Source organism: Amnibacterium flavum, from assembly GCF_003097495.1.
GTDB classification, from domain to species: Bacteria; Actinomycetota; Actinomycetes; order Actinomycetales; family Microbacteriaceae; genus Naasia; species Naasia flava.
The window spans coordinates 128037-146093 of the sequence record NZ_QEOP01000003.1 but is presented as its reverse complement, the minus strand read 5'-3'; the positions used below and the strand labels follow the sequence as shown (position 1 = coordinate 146093).

Below are 18057 nucleotides of genomic sequence, written 5' to 3'. Positions count from 1 at the left end.
TCCGGGTCAGGCGGCGCCGAGCACGTCGAGAATCCAGGCGAGCTCGAACGCACGCTCCCGCCAGGCGGAGTAGCGACCGCTGACGCCGCCGTGTCCCGCTGACATCTCGGTCTTCAGGAGGACAGGAGCGCCCACCTCGCGCAGTCGTGCCGTCCACTTGGCCGGCTCGACGTAGAGCACGCGCGTGTCGTTGATGCTGGTGACCGCGAGGATGCGCGGGTACTCCTGGTCGGTGACGTTCTCATAAGGGGAGTACGACTTCATGTACTCGTACACGTCGGCGTTGTGCAGCGGGTCGCCCCATTCGTCCCATTCGATGACCGTGAGCGGGAGCGACGGATCGAGGATCGAGGTCAGCGGGTCCACGAACGGCACCCCGGCGAGGATGCCGGCGAAACGGTCGGGTCCGATGTTCGCGATCGCACCCATGAGGAGGCCACCGGCGCTGCGCCCCTCGGCGACGAGGCGGTCGGGTGAGGCGTAGCCCTGCTCGATCAGCTCGTCCGCGGCGGCGAGGAAATCGGTGAAGGTGTTCTTCTTGTTGAGCAGCTTCCCGTCGTCGTACCAGGCCCGGCCGAGCTCGCCGCCGCCGCGCACATGCGCGATGGCGAAGACGACTCCCCGGTCGAGCAGCGACAGTCGGGCCGCCGAGAACGACGGATCGATGCTCGCCTCGTATGACCCGTATCCGTAGAGGAGGACCGGAGGAGGGCCCTGTGTCGACGGTCGATCGAGTTGCCCCTCTCGGGCGACCATCGAGATCGGTATGCGGGCGCCGTCGGGGGCGGTCGCCCACACGCGGCGCTGGTCGTAGTCGGTGGGGTCGTACCCGCCGAGCACCGCCTGACGCTTGAGCACGGTCAGGTGGTCCTGGGCGACGACGTAGTCGAACACGGTCGCCGGGGTCACGAACGAGCCGAAGTGCAGACGCAGCGTCGGCTGGGTCCACTCCGGGTTTCCGCCGAGACCCGCGGTGAAGAGGGGCTCGTCGAAGTCGATCTCCTTGAGACCGTCGGCTGCCAGGGTCGCGAGTCGGGTCATGCCCTCGCGTCGGTACGACACGGCGGTGAACGACGAGAACGTGTCGACGCTCTCGAGTCGCACCTCATCCGAGGCGGGCAGGACGACACGTCGTTCGCCCTGCGGGTCGGCGACGGACACGCTGACGAGCTCGAAGTTCAGGGCGCCGTCGTTGTGGAGGATGAGGAGGCGGTCCTCGCCGTCGTCGATGGTGTGCGAGATGTCGTACTCGACTCCCTCGCGACGCGGCCAGACGAGCTCGAACTCACCGGTGGGATCATCGGCGGAGACGATCCGCGACTCGCTCGTGATCTTGGAACCGACCTCGATGACGAGGTACCTCTGGGATCGGGTCAGACCGACGCCCACCCAGTAGCGCTCGTCGGGTTCGGTGAAGACGGCGACGTCGTCGGAGACCGGGGTCCCGATCTCGTGCCGCCAGACGGTGTCGGGTCGCCACGCCTCATCGGGCGTCGTGTAGAACACGTACCTTCCGTCCGGCGTGATCAGCGCGCCGGGGAGGGTCCCGGGGATGACGTCGTCGAGGTCCTCGCCTGTGATGAGGTCGCGGACGCGCAGTTCGTATCTCTCGTCCCCGACCGTGTCCGTCGCGTAGACGAGGAGCGTGCCGTCGGTCGAAACGTCGAAGCTGCCGAGGGAGAAGAATTCGTGCCCTTCGGCCTGGGCGTTCGAATCGAGGAGGATCTGCTCGCCCTCCTGGGCGGCACCCGGCTCGATCACCGGGGGAGTCCAGTCGTCGTGACTCAGGGCGGCCACACGGCAGGAGATGCCGTACTGCTTGCCCTCCTCGCTCCGCGAGTAGTACCACCACGACCCCTGCCGGGTGGGCACGGAGAGATCGGTCTCCTGCACGCGCGACTTGATCTCGTCGAAGATGGTCTCCCGCAGCGTCGCCAGGTGGTCGAGGGAGGCCTCAGTGAACGCGTTCTCAGCTTCGAGGTGCGCGACCACCTCGGGGTCCTCCTTGTCGCGGAGCCACTCGTACTGGTCGACGAACTCGTCGCCGTGGTGGAGGCGGGTGGTCGGCACGCGCCGTGCAATCGGGGCGCCGCTGGCGGAGGATGAGGTCACTCCGACAGGCTATTCGCTGACGCCCGTGCTCTCGCTGTCTGACCCTGACGGGGTCTGCTCATCGAGGGGTTCGCCGGCGAGGACGAGCCGCGCGATCGCGAGCGTCGGGATGGGGAGCCAGTCCGGTCGGTTGCGCGCTTCGTACAGTGCCTCGTAGAGGGCCTTGTCGAGTTCGAGCGCCGTCAGAAGCGCGGGATGCGCATCGATCGGATCGCCTCCGCCGTGCTCGTAACCGTCGAGGAACGCGGCCCTCGCGGCGGCGGCCCACTCGGTCGCCGCTGCGGCACGGCTCGGATCGGCGAGCGTGACGGAGCCCGCCGCGTAGTCGAATGAGCGCAGCATCCCGGCGACGTCGCGGAGGGCGAGATCTGCCGCATTCCGTTCGGTCATCGGGCGAAGCGGTTCGCCCTCGAAGTCGAGGAGCACCCAGCCGCGCCCGGGGACTTCGAGTACCTGCCCGAGATGGTAATCGCCGTGGACCCGCTGGAACGCGGGCCAGGGCTCGTCCGCAGCCTGGTCGTAGATCGTCTCGATCGCCCCGAGGAACCTTTCGAGGGCGGGTACCGCGACGAACGCCGCGAACATCCGTTCGCGGAAGCTGCGGCCGATGGACTCGACCCTGTCGGCCGACGGGGGCTCTGTCGGCATCGTCGCAGCCAGCACGCCGTGGACCTCCGCCGTGGCGGCTCCGAGGGCGCGCGCCCTCTCGGTGAAGTCCTCACCCGCCGTCGCGGCATCCAGCGCGACCCGCCACGCATCCCGGGTGTCCGGCAGGAACTCCTGCGCGAAAGCCAGATGGCCCCGCCCCTCGCCCCATTCGCCGACGACAGCGCCGAGCGACCGGGGGACACGGGTCGACCCTGCGGCGGCGATCGCGCTCTGCAGGACCACGTCGGGGTTGTCCCCGTGGTGGACGACGCGGAACACCTTGAGGATGGCGGACGTCGTCGGCGTCCCAGAAGGGTCGGTCAGGTCGAAGATGATCGACGTGTTCGACTGCTCCCCGGACAGCACCCGCGACCGGGCGATGGAGACCGGTGCGTGCCCGAACGGCTGTCCGCTGACCGTGATGCCGTCGCCGGATCTGACACCGACGCTCATGGCGAGCGTCAGGAGTGCCGCGGCGACCGCCTGGTCGCGTGTTCCGTCCGAGACGGGCACGCCGTCGAGGGTCGTGATGGTCTCGGGACGGGCCTCGCCGGCCGAACCGAACGCGAGCGGCACCTGGTAGTGCGCACCATCGGCGTCGGCGACGATGGCCACGACGCCGCGGGCAGCCGAGTCGCCCAGGTCGAGCGGGTAGCTCGCGGTGAGTGTGAGGCGCGGCGAGCTGCCGGCACCGGAGTACCAGCGCTGCCGCCCCACCCAGGACGCGAATGCGGGGTCTTCGACGAGCTCGTTCATTCCGGTCCGGTCTCCGCGCTCAACGTCCTGCGATCACGGGGCGGGGGCGGGACCGTCGGTCGGATGGGCCTCGGGCAGCTGCTCGAGCACCTCCTCGTAGTCGGGCTCGGAATTCTCGAGGTCGTGCGGATCGTCGTTGGCGGGTACACGGTCATCGGGCTTCGACATGGGCCGAGCCTACGCCGCGCGCCCCGCGGCTTCTCGAGCGTTCCCGGGGAGTTCCCCGGACGTCTCAGGCCAGGCCCGAGGTGGGCGCGTAGAGGTAGTAGCAGCAGCCCGCGATCGCCAGCAGGTCGAGCACGAGCGCAAGGGTGGTCATGCCGCGTCGCGGCTGCGGGTTCGCCGGAGCGGCCAAGCCCGTGAGCAGAGTGACCGCGGCGATGACGGCCCCTGCCAGGTACACCTGGGTCGTCGATCGCGTCGTGATGATCATGCTGTCCATGTCGTCGAACAGTCCGACATCGGGTGCCACCACGATCGCGACGACGGCGACGAGAGCCATCAGCACACCCGCGACCAGCTGCAGTCCGGGAGCCCATCGCGCCCGGCTGCGACGCGAGTGCCGGATCCAGGCGTCGATCGCGACGACGAAGCCGATGAGCATGAAGAGCAGGAACGGGACGTACATCAGGGCGAGCGATCCGACGTCCACCGCTCCCACCTTCCTCGACACCCGACCCCGTGAACATAGGGGCGCAAGCGGCGAGACGCCTGTTAGACAGCTGTGTAACGCGGGTCGGTGCCGCGTTCTCGCGAGTCGTTCCGCGCGTCCGATCGCGCGGAACGGGTGGAGCGGGGCCGCGTTGGGTAGTGTCGAGGCCGTGTCCACCCAGCACCGATTCGGCAACAGACGTGGAATGAACAGCTGATGGACATCTCGTTCATCATCGTGCTGGTCATCGCACTAGCCCTGTTCTTCGACTTCACGAACGGCTTCCACGACACCGCGAACGCGATGGCGACGCCGATCGCGACCGGTGCGCTCAAGCCGCGAGTCGCTGTCGCCCTCGCTGCGGTGCTCAACCTCGTGGGCGCCTTCCTCTCGACAGAGGTGGCCAAGACCATCTCCGGCGGCATCATCCGCGAGGGCGACGGGGGAGTGCAGATCACGCCGGAACTCGTCTTCGCCGGCCTCATCGGCGCGACGGTCTGGAACCTGATCACCTGGTTCTTCGGTCTGCCGTCATCGTCGAGCCACGCCCTCTTCGGCGGTCTCATCGGCGCGGCGCTGATCGGAGCGGGCATCGGCGCCGTCGACTTCGGGGTCGTCGTCTCCAAGGTGCTGCTGCCCGCCCTGTTCGCGCCCATCATCGCGGGCGGCACGGCCTACCTGGCGACCAGGCTGGCCTACCGGATCACGCGACGGCACGACGGGCTGCCCGATGGCCGGGGCGTCTTCCGATACGGGCAGATCTTCTCCTCCTCGCTCGTCGCCCTCGCTCACGGCACCAACGACGCGCAGAAGACCATGGGCGTCATCACCCTCACCCTGATCGCGGGCGGGCTGCAGGAGGCGGGCAGCGGGCCGGCGTTCTGGGTGGTCGGCGCGTGCGCCTTCGCCATCGCGATCGGTACGTACTCGGGCGGGTGGCGGATCATCAAGACCCTCGGCACCGGACTCACCGCGGTCAAGCCGGCGCAGGGGTTCGCAGCCGAGACGAGCACGGCCGCGACGATCCTCGCCTCGACGCATCTCGGCTTCGCCCTCTCGACCACGCAGGTCGCCAGCGGATCGGTCATCGGCTCCGGTCTCGGCCGACGCGGTTCCTCGGTCCGCTGGTCGACGGCCGGGCGCATCGCCATCGGCTGGCTCCTGACCCTTCCGTCCGCGGCGCTCATCGGAGCGATCGCCGCACTGGTCGCCGCTCTCGGCCCGGTCGGCATCGCGATCGACGCGGTGCTGGGCGTCGCGTTCATCGTCATCATCTTCTGGCGATCCAGCCGCACCCGGGTCGACAGCGGCAGCCTCGAGAACGAGGTCAACGCGGCCGGCAACGTCGTCAAGATCAAGAAATCGAAGGCGAGGTCGAAGTAGCTCATGATCGACTGGCTCTCACTCCTCACGGTCGCGGTCGTCGCGCTCGTCGCCTCCTGCGTGCTCGTCGCCCTCTTCGCGACGGGGATCAAGCTGTTCTCCACTCCGCCGCCCGACGTGGCGTACACCGGTTCGGCTCGCGATGACGAGACCGACGATGTGGCGGGGTCCACGCGCCCGCTCGCCGCGACCATCGGCGGCATCGCCTGCTTCGCGCTCGCCGCTCTCGGCGTGCTCTACGGCGTCTATCTGATCGTCCCCGCACTGCACGGCTGATCCCGGCCTGGTCTTCGATGCGCGCGGACGAGCGCGTAGGGTCGGGAGCGTGGCAGAGGCAACGGACGCACGCACCCGCACGGAGAGCGATTCGCTCGGTTCGATGGAGATACCGGCCGACGCCTACTGGGGCATCCATACGGCCCGTGCCCTCGAGAACTTCCCGATCTCCCGCCGTCCCGTCTCGGTCTATCCCGACTTCGTGCGGGCCTTCGGGTCTGTCAAGAAGGCGGCTGCGCTCGCGAACGTCGAGGTCGGAGTGCTCTCGCCCGAGAAGGCGGAGCTGATCATCGCGGCATGCGAGGACGTCCAGTCCGGGCTGCTCGACGAGCAGTTCGTGGTGGGCATCATCCAGGGCGGCGCCGGGACGAGCACGAACATGAACGCCAACGAGGTGATCGCCAATCGTGCGCTTGAGCTTGCGGGGCATCCGAAGGGCGAGTACTCCTTCATCCACCCCATCGACGACGTGAACCGCAGTCAATCGACCAACGACGTGTACCCGACGGCGCTCAAGATCGGGCTGTGCCTCGGCATCCTCGGCCTGGTCACCGAACTGGATCGGCTCCGCGTCTCCTTCGGCGAGAAGGGGCGCGAATTCGCCCACCAGCTCAAGGTCGGACGCACCCAGTTGCAGGATGCCGTCCCGATGACGCTCGGGCAGGAGTTCCGGGGCTTCGCCGTGACGCTGGGCGAGGACCACGCGCGGCTTCGCGAGACGCTCCCGCTCCTGTACGAGCACAATCTCGGCGCCACCGCGATCGGGACGGGCATCACCGCCGATCGGCGCTACGCCGAGGCGGTGAACCGGCATCTGCGCGCCGTCACGGGATTCGATCACTCCACCGCGGGCGACCTGGTCGAGGCGACATCCGACGCCGGGGTCTTCATGACGCTGTCCGGGGCGATGAAGCGCTCGGCGATCAAGCTGTCGAAGATCTGCAACGACCTGCGACTGCTGTCCTCCGGCCCGCAGGCCGGGCTGGGTGAGATCAACCTGCCACCGCGGCAGGCCGGCTCCTCGATCATGCCGGGCAAGGTCAATCCCGTCATCCCCGAGGTGGTCAATCAGATCGCGTTCTCGATCGCGGGAGCCGACGTGACCGTCACCATGGCCGCCGAGGCCGGACAGCTGCAGCTCAACGCGTTCGAGCCCGTGATCGCCCACAGTCTGCTGCAGAGCCTCAGCTGGCTGCGACGCGGTTGCCGGACCCTGCGGGAGAACTGCGTCGACGGCATCACCGCCAATGGTGAGCGACTCGACCAGATGGTCGCCTCCTCGGTCGGGGTCATCACGGCATTGACCCCGTACATCGGCTACGCGGCCGCCGCCTCGCTCGCGAAGGAGGCGCTCGCCGGGCGCCGCGACGTCGCCGACCTGGTGGTCGAACGAGGTCTGCTCACCCGTTCCGAGGTGTCGGGGCTGCTGGCGCTCGAACGGCTGTCGGGTGAGTCGCCGGTGACCGCCCCGATCCCGACGCTTCCGCCGGTCCTCCCGCAGGCCGCCCCGCCGACCGGTCGCTGATCACGCGGGCCCGAACGAGCACGGCAGGTGAACCCACCGCGCGCGTCCGCCGATCCGCGAGAGCCTAGGGCGTGAGCACGACCTTGATGCAGTCGTCCGTCTTGTTCTTGAACGCCTCGTACATCTCCGGGGCATCCTCGAGCGGGCGTCGGTGGGTGACGAGGTCCATCACGCCGAGCGGATCGGCCGAGTCCTCGACGATCGGCAGGAGCGTATCGATCCAGTTCTTGACGTTGCACTGCCCCATGCGGAGCGCCACCTGCTTGTCGAACATGTTGAGCAGGGGCATCGGGTCGGCACTGCCGCCGTAGACACCGGACAGCGAGACGGTGCCACCGCGACGGACGAGGTCGAGCGAGGCATGGAGTGCCGCGAGCCGGTCGATGCCGGCGTGCTCCATCATCGTCTTCGCGATCGGCTCGGGCATGTGCGGGATCAGCTTGTGTGCGAACGAGGCGACGGGGGAGCCGTGGGCCTCCATGCCGACGGCGTCGATGACGCTGTCCGGCCCGCGTCCGTCCGTCAGGTCGCGGATCCTGTCCCACACGTCGTCGGTGAGGTCGAAGGTCTGCACACCGTGGCGTTCCGCCATGGCCCGTCGCTCCGCCTCGGGCTCGATGGCGAACACCCGGTAGCCGCGGTACACGCCGATCCGGCTGGCGAACTGACCGACCGGACCGAGACCCAGCACGGCGAGCGTGCCGCCGTCGGGGACGGCTGCGTACTCGACGCCCTGCCACGCGGTGGGCAGGATGTCGCTGAGGAACAGGTAGCGGTCATCGGGCAGGTCGGTGCCGACCTTGATGGGGTTGTAGTCGGCGCGGCGCACGCGGAGGAACTCGGCCTGGCCGCCCGGGACCGAGCCGTAGAGCTCCGTGTACCCGTAGAGGTCCGTCCCCGTTCCCGTATCCCGGTTCTGGTAGGTCTCGCACTGGCTCTGCAGGCCGTTGTTGCAGAAGAAGCAGTTGCCGCAGGAGATGTTGAACGGGATGACCACACGGTCGCCGACCGAGAGGTTCGGCACCGACGTCCCGACCTCCTCGACGATGCCCATGGGCTCGTGCCCGAGGATGTCGCCCTTCGCGAGGTAGGGCGCCATGACGTCGTAGAGGTGCAGGTCGCTGCCGCAGATCGCCGTCGAGGTGATCCGCACGATCGCGTCGGTCGGCTCGAGGATCGTCGGGTCGGTGACGGTGTCGACCGAAACCTTGCTCGGGCCCTGCCAGGTGAGTGCTCTCATGTCGGTCGTTCGCTTTCGTCGTCATGCGTTGGTGTTCGGTTGAGCCGTGAGCCGGCTTACCGTTCGGGGCGTCCGGCGGCACGACGAATAGCGCCTCCATCGAGGCGTGGCTGAGGGCGGAGAACCGCCGTCGTTCAGCGGGTGGGTTCGTCCTCGTCGTCGTCGAGAGGGGCGAGGGCATCGTCGCGGCGTTCGGCCGCGGTCCGGAGCGCCTTGTCGCTGCGTTCCTCGATGTCGTCGCGGATCTCGTCGGCGGTGTCGGAGACGCGCTTCTGCACGTCGCCGACGGTGTCGGTGACCTTGTCGCGGGCGTCCGTCGCGGCGCCGGTGACCTTGTCCGCCACGTTCTTAGTGGTCTCGGCCGTCTTACCGGCGACGTCCTTCGTGGCCTCGGCCGTCTTCGAGGCGAGATCCTTGGTCGCCTCGGCCGTCTTGCCCGCGACGTCCTTCACGGTCTCGGCGGTCTTCGCGGCGGCGTCCTTCGCCGCCTCGGCGGTCTTGGCCGCGGCGTCTTTCGCCGCCTCGGCGACGACGGGGGCCTTGTCCTTAACGAACTGGGTCGCCTCGTCGCGTGCCTTGACGACGCGGGGGTCGTTCCAGGCCTCGTCGGCCTTCTCCCGGATCTGCTCGTATCGCGCGCGACCGGCGCGCGCTCCGAGCACGTAACCGAGGCCGAGACCGGCGACGAAGAGGATCCTCAGGCGCGCCACGTTCACTCGCCGATCGGGTTGCCGGGGGTGGCGTCGTTCTTCGTCGAGCCGTAACCCGACTTGTCCCCCGCGTGCTCGTCGTCCTTCAGAGGATCGCCGGGTGTGGTGAAGTCGGCGTCCTCGGGGACGGAGAAGTCGCCTTCGACCTCGTTCTCGGAAGGATTCGGCTGGCGTTCAGTGCTCATACAGCGACAGTACGCTCGCGGCTCAGCGCGGCGGGTGGGAATCTGCTGACCGATGGCTTCGAACGGGGGCGCGGGCGGGGTTCAGGCGTCGATGTGCTTGGCGGCTGCGTGCCGCTCGCGGTCGGCGTCCTCGCGGATCGTGCGGCCGTCCGCCTCATCGGCGGCGAGGGACCGGGCGATCGTGAGGTTGCGCGAGGTGTCCCGCATCGGAACCTGGATGACGGACTCGGCGGGGATCCCGTCGCGGAGCTGCTGGACGCGCACGAACTCGGCATCGAGGGTCGCTCCCGCGAGCAGCATGAAGTTCGTGATGTAGAGCCAGAGCAGGACGACCAGCGCCCCGCCCAGCCAGCCGTAGACCTCGTCGTAGTGGGCGAGGTTCGCGACGTAGAAGATGAACCCTCCGGTCGCCGCCGCCCAGCCGACGAGGGCGACGACGGAACCCCAGGAGAACAGGGCCACGCTCTGCCGCTCGATCGTCGGGGTCCAGTAGTAGAGCACGGCGATGAGCACGCAGGCCAGGGCGAAGACCACCGGCCAGCGCCCGATGAGCCAGACCGTGATCCAGGGCTGGCCGACCCCCAGCACGTCCGCCGCCGCCTCCGCGACCTTCGGTGTGCCGATCAGGAGGATGACAGCGCCCGCGACTCCGACGATGAGCACGGCGGCGACGATGGCCATGAGCGAGCGGAACTTCCAGATCCGGCGCCCCTCCTGCACGCCGTAGATCGCGTTCGCGGCGCGGCCGAATGCGGTCGCGTAGGCGGATCCGGTCCAGAGCAGCAGCACGATCCCGAAGCCGAGCGCGACCCCGGGATTGCTGATGCTGGTCAGCTGCTCGAGGGGGCCCCTGGCCGTCTCGGCCGCCTCGGGACCGAAGACCTCCTCGATCAGGTCGCGGATGAAACGGACCGCGCCGCTGTCGCCGCCTCCGATGGCGAACGCCGAGATAGCGGTGAGCGAGGCGGGGAACAGAGTGAGAGCGGCGAAGAAGGTCAGTGCGGCGGTCGAATCGATGATCCGGACGCGCACCATCGAATGGCCCGTGCGGCGGAGCGCGTAGAGCAGCTCGCGTCGCCCGAGCGGGCGTCGAGCGCTCACGGCGTCTCCTTGACCACGTCGCTCGGCGCCTTGTCGGGACGGAAGCCGCGCCAGGACGGCTGCCGCAGCCGCCCCGTCGAGGTCCACTGAGCGAACTCGACCTCGCCGACGATCTCGGGACGCGTCCAGTGCGCGTCTCGGGCGTCGACGCGGGGGATGTCGAGGAAGGGATCGGTCTTCTGCGCGAGTGGTTCGAGTCGGGCCGCCAGATCGTCGAGGTCGCGGTCGCCGAAGCCCGTGCCGACCCGGCCGATGTAGACGAGGCCCCCGTCGCCGGGGATGCCGAGGAGCAGCGAGCCGACCCCGCCCTCTCGTCGACCCTTGCCGGGCAGCCAACCGCCGATGACAGCCTCCTGGGTCGAATGGTGCTTGAGCTTCAGCCATCCTGTCGATCGTCGGCCCGGACTGTACGTCGACGCGCGCTTCTTGGCGACGACTCCCTCCAAGCCGAGACGGGAGCTGATCGCCATCGCCTCGTCGAGGCTCGTCTCGACGGAGTCGAAGACGGCGGGCACGCGCACCAGGCCGGTCTCGTGGACGACCGCCTCGAGCGCGGACCGCCGTTCGTCGTATCCGTCGCCGAGGAGCGATCGTCCGTCGTGCGCGAGCAGGTCGAAGACGATGAACTGCACGGGCACATCCCGGGTCGCCCGGGTGATGTCGGCGCTGCCGATCAGGTTCATCCTGCGCTGGAGCAGACCGAAGTCGGGCCGCCCCTGCTTGTCGAGAGCGACGATCTCGCCGTCGAGGATCGCCTCGCCCGAGGTCGCATCGGCGATCGCCGCGAGCTCGGGGTACGCCGCGGTCAGATCGTTGCCGTTGCGGCTGCGCAGGGTGACCGCGGTATCCGCGCCGGGATCGCGGACATCGACGATGGCGCGGATCCCGTCCCACTTCATCTCGAACGCCCAGCCCGCTCCGCCGCCGATGGTGCCGGCGGTGCCGAGGCTCGCCAGCATCGGGCCTTTCCGCAGTGCGGCGCGAGCGTCGCCCGTGCTCGACTCAGTGGCTCGCTTCGTCGTCGAGCGCGCCGTCGTGGCGGGGTCCGGCGTCGAATTCGAGGCCGTCGAGGCTCCGGATGCCTTCGGCGAGCGCTCGGTCTTGGTCTTGGTGTCGGTCTCGGTGTCGGCGTCGCCGCCGGCGCGGATCTGCATCCGGTGCGCGAGCCAGTTCTTCTCGTCGTCGGGCGTTCGCCCGGTCCTGATCAGGGCGAGCTTCACGGGGCTGCCGCCGAGGCCGCCGTCGGGCTCGCCGTGCAGGGTCACGATGACCTCGTCGTCACGCCACTTCTCGAGCTCGTAGGTGCCCGAGTCCCAGATCGTCACGACTCCGCCGCCGTACTCGCCTTTCGGGATGGTTCCCTCGAACGTTCCGTACTCGAGCGGGTGGTCCTCGGTGTGGACCGCGAGGTGGTTCTTCTTGGGCTCCGTGGGCGGGCCCTTGGGCATGGCCCACGAGACGAGAACGCCATCGTGCTCGAGGCGGAAGTCGTAGTGCAGTCGTGTCGCGTGATGCTCCTGGATGACGAAGCTGCGTCCCTCGGTGGGCACGGCCGGGGCGTCCGGAACGGGTTCGGGCGTCCTCCCCGCGTCGCGCATGCTGCGGTACTTCTCCAGGCGGTCCTTCGAGGCCGGCGTCGCCTCGAACGTTGCCATGCGCTCGGGTGTGGGTTCGAGGCCCGCATCCCGCGCCCTCTCGTCGAGGGAGGCGAGCAGGTCGCCGTGCTCCTCGACGCGCTCGAGCACCTCGCGGTAGTCGAGGTGGCGCAGTTCGGGGGAGTCGAGCTCGTCCCAGGTGCGCGGCGCTGCGACCATCGGCTGCATCCGGCCCCGCAGGGAGTACGGCGCGATCGTGGTCTTCGCGCTGCTGTTCTGACTCCAGTCGACGAGCACCTTGCCGAGACGGAGGGTCTTCTTCATGTCGCTGACCACGAGGTCGGGCATGTCAGCCTCGAGCGCGCGCGCCAGTTCGTGCGCGAAGGCGGAGACCTGGTCGCTCGTCTGGCTTCCGTCGAGTCGCGCGTAGAGGTGGATGCCCTTGCTGCCGCTGGTCACCGGCATCGGCTCGAGTCCCATCCCCTGCAGGATCTCGCGCGCCGATCGTGCGATCTCGGCGCATTCGAGCAGGCCCACCCCCTCGCCGGGGTCGAGGTCGAGCACGAGCCGGTCGGGCTTCCTCGGCTCGCCGTGGGCGTCGAAACGCCATTGCGGTACGTGGAGCTCGAGCGCGGCGATCTGCGCGAGCCACGCGAGGGTCGCCCGATCGTTCACGATCGGATACACCGTGCTGCGGCTCTTGTGCTCGAGCGGGTGACGCGCAACCCAGTCGGGAGTGCCGTCGTCGAGGTTCTTCTGGAAGAACACCTCGCCCGGTTCGTCGTCGCTGCCGACACCGTGCACCCACCGCTTGCGGGTCAGCGGACGGTCGCGGACATGGGGAATCAGTGCGTCGGCGATGCGGGCGTAGTAGTCGAGGACATCGGCCTTGGTCGTCCCCGTCTCGGGGTAGAGGACCTTGTCGAGATTCGTGAGGCGCAGTCGCCTTCCGTCGACCGACACGGTCTGGGGTCGGTCGGCCATCCGCACACGCTACCCCCGCTCACCGACGACCAGCGATACTAGGCGTCAACCAGGAGGTTTTCATGAGGTCGATCTGGAAAGGCGCCATCACGTTCGGGCTCGTCAACGTGCCCGTCAAGGTGTATTCGGCGACCGAGGATCACGATGTCGCACTGCATCAGGTGCACGACGCCGACGGCGGCCGCATCCGCTACCAGAGGAGATGCGAGATCGACGGGGAGATCGTCGACTACGAGCACATCGCGAAGGCGTACGACGACGGCGACCGCACCGTCGTGATCACGTCCGAGGACCTCGCGAGCCTGCCGGTCGAGAAGAACCGCGAGATCGACGTCGTCGAGTTCGTGCCGAGCGACCAGATCGACCCGATCATGTTCGACAAGAGCTACTACCTCGAACCCGACTCGAAGTCCGCGAAGGCGTACGTTCTGCTGCGTCGCACGCTCGAGGAGAGCGAGCGGACCGCGATCGTGAAGTTCGCCCTCCGCCAGAAGACCCGTCTCGCGGCACTCCGCGTCACCGGGGACGTGCTCGTGCTGCAGACGCTCCTCTGGGGCGACGAGGTGCGCGAGGCCAAGTTCAAGTCGCTCGACGCCGAGGTCGACATCTCCGACCGCGAGCTCAAGATGTCGGCGTCGTTGGTCGCGAGCTTCGAGAGCGACTTCGAGCCCGAGAAGTTCACCGACGAGTACCAGGACCAGCTGCGACAGCTCATCGACGCGAAGCTCGAGCAGGGCGAGTCCCTCGACACGGCGGCGACGTTCGGGGAGTCGGAGGAGTCCGAGGACGACGGCGGCGAGGTGCTCGACCTGATGGAGGCGCTGAAGCGCAGTGTCGAGGCGACCAAGGCCAAGAAGGCGGCCCCGGCGAAGAAGAAGGAAGCCAAGAAGGGCGCCTGAACGGGGTCGGCGGACAGAGGCGGCAGGGTCGAGCCCGTCAGCTCTCGTCGCGCGAGGCGTCCTCGTCGCGTCGGCGCTTCGGGTGGTTTGCGGCGGGCAGGGCCACCCACACCAGGAGCAGCAGCACCGCGGTGACGACGCCGGCGGTGATCGCAGCGCCACGGGAGACGACGACGTCGAAGATCAGCAGGACCACGCCCGTGATGAGCAGACCGACGCAGATCAGTGTGGTCTCCAGCAGTCGGTCGGCCAGCTTCACGATCTCGCGCTTCGCCTTCTTGCGGAAAAGGGCACGGTGAAGGCTGACGGGACCTAGACCCAGCGCGGTACTGATGGCGGCGAGGCCGACGAGGACGAGGTAGACATCGACCTGGAACGGGTCGAGATCGAGGAATCGCGGCTGGAACGCGAGCGTGAGGAGGAAGCCGGTCAGGATCTGCGTCCCGGTCTGGGTGACCCTCAGCTCCTGCAGGATCTCGTTCCAGTTGCGGTCGAGGCGTTCGGTCTCGGTCTCGTTCCGGCCGTCGGTCGGATCGACGTCGCGCAATTGGGACATCCCGCAATCGTAGAGTGATGGTCGTGTCAGAAACACTCGACCTGCTGCGCCGTGAACTGGGCGATTCCGTGCTCACCGACGAGGCGACCCTCGACGGAGTCCGGGCCGACAAGAGCGGGGCGCGATCAGCGAATCGTCCACTCGCCGTCATCGAGGCGAGGTCCGTCGGAGACGTGCAGGCGACCATGCGGATCGCATCGGCCACGGGAACCCCCGTCGTCGTGCGCGGGGCGGGCACGGGGCTGGCCGGAGGCGCCATCGGCGACGCCGGCGAGATCGTGCTCTCGCTCACCTCCCTCGACCGCATCCTCGAGATCTCCGCTGCGGACGAGCTCGCCGTCGTCGAGCCGGGCATCCTCAACGGCGACCTCAACGCGGTGCTCGCGGAACAGGGCCTGTGGTGGGCTCCCGACCCGGCGAGCAAGGCCATCGCCAGCGTCGGCGGCAACATCGCGACCAACGCCGGAGGCATCCTCTGCGCCAAGTACGGGGTCACGCGCGAGGCCGTGCTGGGCCTCGCCGTCGTCCTCGCCGACGGCTCCCTCGTCCGCTTCGGGCACCGCACGGTCAAGGGCGTGACGGGATACGACGTCACAGCCCTGATGATCGGGTCGGAGGGCACACTCGGCATTGTCGTGGAGGCGACCCTCAAACTGCGTCCCCTGCCCAGCGGAACCGTGGCGACGATCGGTGCGTTCTTCCCCGACATCGTCACCGCGGCTGCCGCCTCCGCCGCGATCACCGCATCCGGCGTGCGTCCGGCGGCGCTCGAACTGCTCGATGCCCTCAGCCTGCGCCTCATCGACGTCTACCTCGGCGGACAGGAGGGGCACGTGCCGATCGCCGACCGCGGCGGCGCCTACCTCCTCGTCCAGACCGACGGCGATTCCTCGGCCGAGGAGGCGACCCGCATCATGGGCATCCTCGCGGGATTCGGCGCCGACGCCGACCTCACGACCGACCCCGACGAGGGGGAGCGTCTGCTGGCCGTGCGTCGCAGCGCGCACCCGGCGTTCGAGAAGTCCGGTCAGGTGCTGATCGAGGACGTTGCGGTTCCCCGTTCGCGACTGCCCGAGATGTTCGCGGCGATCGAGACCATCTCCGCCGAGACCGGGCTGTCGATCCCGGTCATCGCGCACGCCGGCGACGGCAACCTGCACCCCAACCTCATCGTCCCTGCCGACCTCGTGCGGGCCGACGGTGAGATCCCCGATCTCGTCTGGGACGCTGCCGATCGGATGTTCACAGCCGCCGTCGCCCTCGGCGGGACCCTGACGGGCGAGCACGGTGTCGGAATCCTCAAGCGGCGCTGGCTCGCCGACGAGCTGGGCCCTGACAGCTACGAGCTGCAGAAGCGCATCAAGACGGCGTTCGATCCCCAGGGCATCCTCGGTCCGGGGCGGGTCTTCGAGTTTTAGGCTGAAGGCATGAGCTTCCTCCCGACTCCGCCCGAGCAGGACCTCGACGACGAGGCGCGAGCACTGCGGGAGCGCGCCGCGGCGACGTCGCCCGGCACGCCGACGAGCAACACGAAGGCGGCCCTTCTCGGGCATGCCCCGAGTCTCAACGCCTACCTCGAGTGGTACACGTTGCGCGACGAGCTGACACCGGTGATCGGCGCGCGGGGCGTCACCCTCTTCGGGCTGGCCATCTCGGATGCGAGCGGGTCCGATGTCTGCCAGTCCTATTTCCGCAGTCAGCTGGCCGACGCAGGCGAGGACCCCGACTCACCCGTACTCGACGAGCGCGACGCGCTGCTGGCCGACCTCGGTCGGCTGGTCGTCACCGCACCGGGCGAGATCCCGGATGACGTCTACTCACGGCTGGAGCAGAGCTTCGAGCCGTGGCAGCGCGTGCTTCTCGTCGCTTTCGCCGGCTTGATGGTCGCAACGAACATCTTCAACATGGTGGGCCGAGTGCCCGTCGACCTGGCGCTGCGCCCCTTCCAGCGCGCGCAGCCCACGGAGCCCGAGATCGAGATGGGTTCGACCGAGTCCGGCGCGGAGTAGGCCCGCCGGCCGGGCGTCGCCGGCCTCTCAGACCCCGGCCGAACGGCGAAGGGCGCCGGAGCGCTCGTGCGCATCCGACGCCCTTCGGGGTCGATCGTGGATCAGGCCGCGTGATCGTGCGGATTCTGCAGATACCAGCGAAGCCACGACACCGCGTGGAAGAGGGTCGGGTGCGAACCCTCGAACGGCGTGCTGTCGGGAGCATCGTCGTGCCAGGGGTACACGGCGAAATCGAGTCCGCCATCGGCGGCCAGGCGGACCCGGATGAGGCCTGCCGGGGATTTCGACTCGGGGGGCTGGACGATCCATTCGCCATCGCCTACCTGGCGGGCGAACGGGTGGAAGGGGCTCGTCTGGTCGTACTTGACCTCCGTCAGCCTCGGCATTCGTTGTGCTTCTTGTAGTGCCACGGGAGTGCTCCGATCTTGCGCGACGCCGCCGTGGGGTCGCTTTCTGCACGATATTGCGGTGTTACGTCATCGAGAAGGGTGTCGAGTGGCCTCACAGCAACGCCTGAGCTGGTTTCCAGCCGGGTGCTGAGGATGTGTCAGATCGTGGCGACGGAGCCCGAGTCGACCCGGTAGTTCGACCCGTTGACGAAGGAGGCGCGGTCGCTGCAGAGGAAGGTGATGACGGCGGCGACCTCCTCCGGCTCGCCGCGACGCTTGAGCTCCATGTAGGGGCGCTCCTCGTCGAGGAAGCTCGTGATGGCCTCGTCCATGTCGGTGCCGAGCTCCTCGGCGCGCTTCTCCATCATCGCGTCGGTCATCGGCGTGTGGATGAAGGCGGGGGAGACCGCATTGACCAGCAGACCCTCCTTCGCGTAGCTGCGGGAGAGTCCCTTCATGAGCGCCAGGATCCCGGCCTTGGCGGAGCAGTAGGGGATCTCGTCGTCGTAGGGCTGGACGGCGTCCTCGGAGGCGAGGAAGACGATGCGGCCCCAGCCGCCCTTGCGCAGCGAGGGGAGGAAGGCGCTGACGAGACGCACGGGGCCGAGGAGGTCGACCTCGATGGTGTTGACCCATCCGGCATCGTCGATCTCATGGAAGAGTCCCTGCGCGCCGGTGATGCCGGCCGACTGGACGAGGATGTCGATGTCACCCACGGCGTCGACCGTGCTCCGGTGGAGCGAGGCGATCGAGGTGATGTCGGTGATGTCCGCGGCGAAGGCGTGGAGCTTCCCGTCGGGAGCATCGAGTTTCGCGGCCGCGGCGTCGAGCGACTCCTGGTCCTGATCCGTGATGACGACTGTCGCCCCTTCGGCGAGCAGCATCTTGGCGGTCTCCCAGCCGATGCCGGAGTCGGCTCCGCTGACGAGTGCGATCTTTCCGTTGATTCCGAGGTCCATGGCTTCGACGCTAGAACGGCGTCTCTGCGGATTCAGTGAACGTCCCGGATACGCCCAGGCTGCATCAGCAAACTCGAA

At 68.5% G+C, this 18057-nt stretch carries 18 protein-coding genes; 6 read left to right on the top strand and 12 right to left on the bottom strand.

The features are described 5' to 3' along the window. Positions 1-6: 6 nt before the first annotated feature. From DDQ50_RS15015 to DDQ50_RS15005, 4 genes are all read right to left on the bottom strand, one after another. On the bottom strand, positions 7-2112 hold the full coding sequence (locus tag DDQ50_RS15015; protein ID WP_116757601.1) for a S9 family peptidase: 2106 nt from the start codon (positions 2110-2112) through the stop codon (positions 7-9). 9 nt (positions 2113-2121) lie between these two features. Beyond that, a complete protein-coding gene (locus tag DDQ50_RS15010; protein ID WP_165829846.1) occupies positions 2122-3516 on the bottom strand; it encodes a maltokinase N-terminal cap-like domain-containing protein in 1395 nt (464 codons plus the stop codon). A gap of 33 nt (positions 3517-3549) precedes the next feature. Next, a complete protein-coding gene (locus DDQ50_RS17640) occupies positions 3550-3684 on the bottom strand; it encodes a hypothetical protein (RefSeq protein ID WP_276308417.1) in 135 nt (44 codons plus the stop codon). A gap of 64 nt (positions 3685-3748) precedes the next feature. Continuing rightward, positions 3749-4168, bottom strand: a complete 420-nt coding sequence (locus tag DDQ50_RS15005; RefSeq protein ID WP_116757600.1) for a hypothetical protein — start codon at positions 4166-4168, stop codon at positions 3749-3751. Positions 4169-4384: 216 nt separating this feature from the next. Between DDQ50_RS15005 and DDQ50_RS15000 the strand changes: the two genes are divergently transcribed. The 3 genes from DDQ50_RS15000 to DDQ50_RS14990 are packed head-to-tail and all read left to right on the top strand — an operon-like array spanning position 4385 to position 7352. Continuing rightward, positions 4385-5551: an inorganic phosphate transporter gene (locus DDQ50_RS15000; RefSeq protein ID WP_116757599.1), complete on the top strand. Its 1167-nt coding sequence runs from the start codon at positions 4385-4387 to the stop codon at positions 5549-5551. Between the two features lie 3 nt (positions 5552-5554). Further along, positions 5555-5827, top strand: coding sequence for a hypothetical protein (locus tag DDQ50_RS14995; RefSeq protein ID WP_116757598.1), 273 nt, complete (start codon positions 5555-5557; stop codon positions 5825-5827). Between the two features lie 49 nt (positions 5828-5876). Next, complete coding sequence (locus DDQ50_RS14990) at positions 5877-7352, top strand: aspartate ammonia-lyase (protein WP_276308416.1); 1476 nt, start codon at positions 5877-5879, stop codon at positions 7350-7352. 64 nt (positions 7353-7416) lie between these two features. On the opposite strand, the gene DDQ50_RS14985 is transcribed toward DDQ50_RS14990, so the two are convergent. The 5 genes from DDQ50_RS14985 to DDQ50_RS14965 all read right to left on the bottom strand — a co-directional run bounded on the left by DDQ50_RS14985 (position 7417) and on the right by DDQ50_RS14965 (position 13167). Further along, entirely contained in the window at positions 7417-8592 is a 1176-nt protein-coding gene (locus tag DDQ50_RS14985) for a zinc-dependent alcohol dehydrogenase (protein ID WP_116757597.1), read from the bottom strand. 134 nt (positions 8593-8726) lie between these two features. Continuing rightward, on the bottom strand, positions 8727-9302 hold the full coding sequence (locus DDQ50_RS17415) for a hypothetical protein (protein WP_133245984.1): 576 nt from the start codon (positions 9300-9302) through the stop codon (positions 8727-8729). 2 nt (positions 9303-9304) lie between these two features. Further along, the gene (locus DDQ50_RS14975) at positions 9305-9487 is read right to left on the bottom strand and encodes a hypothetical protein (RefSeq protein ID WP_116757595.1); all 183 of its coding nucleotides are present in this window, start codon (positions 9485-9487) and stop codon (positions 9305-9307) included. An 81-nt stretch (positions 9488-9568) separates the two neighbouring features. Further along, positions 9569-10588, bottom strand: a complete 1020-nt coding sequence (locus DDQ50_RS14970) for a YihY/virulence factor BrkB family protein (RefSeq protein WP_205663667.1) — start codon at positions 10586-10588, stop codon at positions 9569-9571. Continuing rightward, the gene (locus DDQ50_RS14965) at positions 10585-13167 is read right to left on the bottom strand and encodes an ATP-dependent DNA ligase (RefSeq protein WP_116757594.1); all 2583 of its coding nucleotides are present in this window, start codon (positions 13165-13167) and stop codon (positions 10585-10587) included. The genes DDQ50_RS14970 and DDQ50_RS14965 overlap by 4 nt, the downstream gene beginning before the upstream one ends. 62 nt (positions 13168-13229) lie before the next feature. On the opposite strand from DDQ50_RS14965, the gene ku reads away from it, so the two are divergent. Continuing rightward, entirely contained in the window at positions 13230-14066 is an 837-nt protein-coding gene (gene ku, locus DDQ50_RS14960) for a non-homologous end joining protein Ku (RefSeq protein ID WP_116757593.1), read from the top strand. A gap of 37 nt (positions 14067-14103) precedes the next feature. Here the strand turns inward: ku and DDQ50_RS14955 are convergent, their stop codons facing one another. Continuing rightward, positions 14104-14622 carry a DUF6328 family protein gene (locus DDQ50_RS14955; RefSeq protein ID WP_205663666.1) on the bottom strand — a complete coding sequence of 173 codons (519 nt, stop codon included), beginning with the start codon at positions 14620-14622 and terminating at the stop codon, positions 14104-14106. A gap of 17 nt (positions 14623-14639) precedes the next feature. Between DDQ50_RS14955 and DDQ50_RS14950 the strand changes: the two genes are divergently transcribed. Further along, the gene (locus DDQ50_RS14950) at positions 14640-16040 is read left to right on the top strand and encodes an FAD-binding oxidoreductase (RefSeq protein ID WP_116757592.1); all 1401 of its coding nucleotides are present in this window, start codon (positions 14640-14642) and stop codon (positions 16038-16040) included. Between the two features lie 9 nt (positions 16041-16049). After that, a complete protein-coding gene (locus DDQ50_RS14945; protein WP_116757591.1) occupies positions 16050-16631 on the top strand; it encodes a carboxymuconolactone decarboxylase family protein in 582 nt (193 codons plus the stop codon). A 101-nt stretch (positions 16632-16732) separates the two neighbouring features. On the opposite strand, the gene DDQ50_RS14940 is transcribed toward DDQ50_RS14945, so the two are convergent. Then, on the bottom strand, positions 16733-17017 hold the full coding sequence (locus tag DDQ50_RS14940) for a hypothetical protein (RefSeq protein WP_116757590.1): 285 nt from the start codon (positions 17015-17017) through the stop codon (positions 16733-16735). Between the two features lie 161 nt (positions 17018-17178). After that, on the bottom strand, positions 17179-17979 hold the full coding sequence (locus tag DDQ50_RS14935) for an SDR family NAD(P)-dependent oxidoreductase (protein ID WP_116757589.1): 801 nt from the start codon (positions 17977-17979) through the stop codon (positions 17179-17181). Positions 17980-18057: the final 78 nt, after the last annotated feature.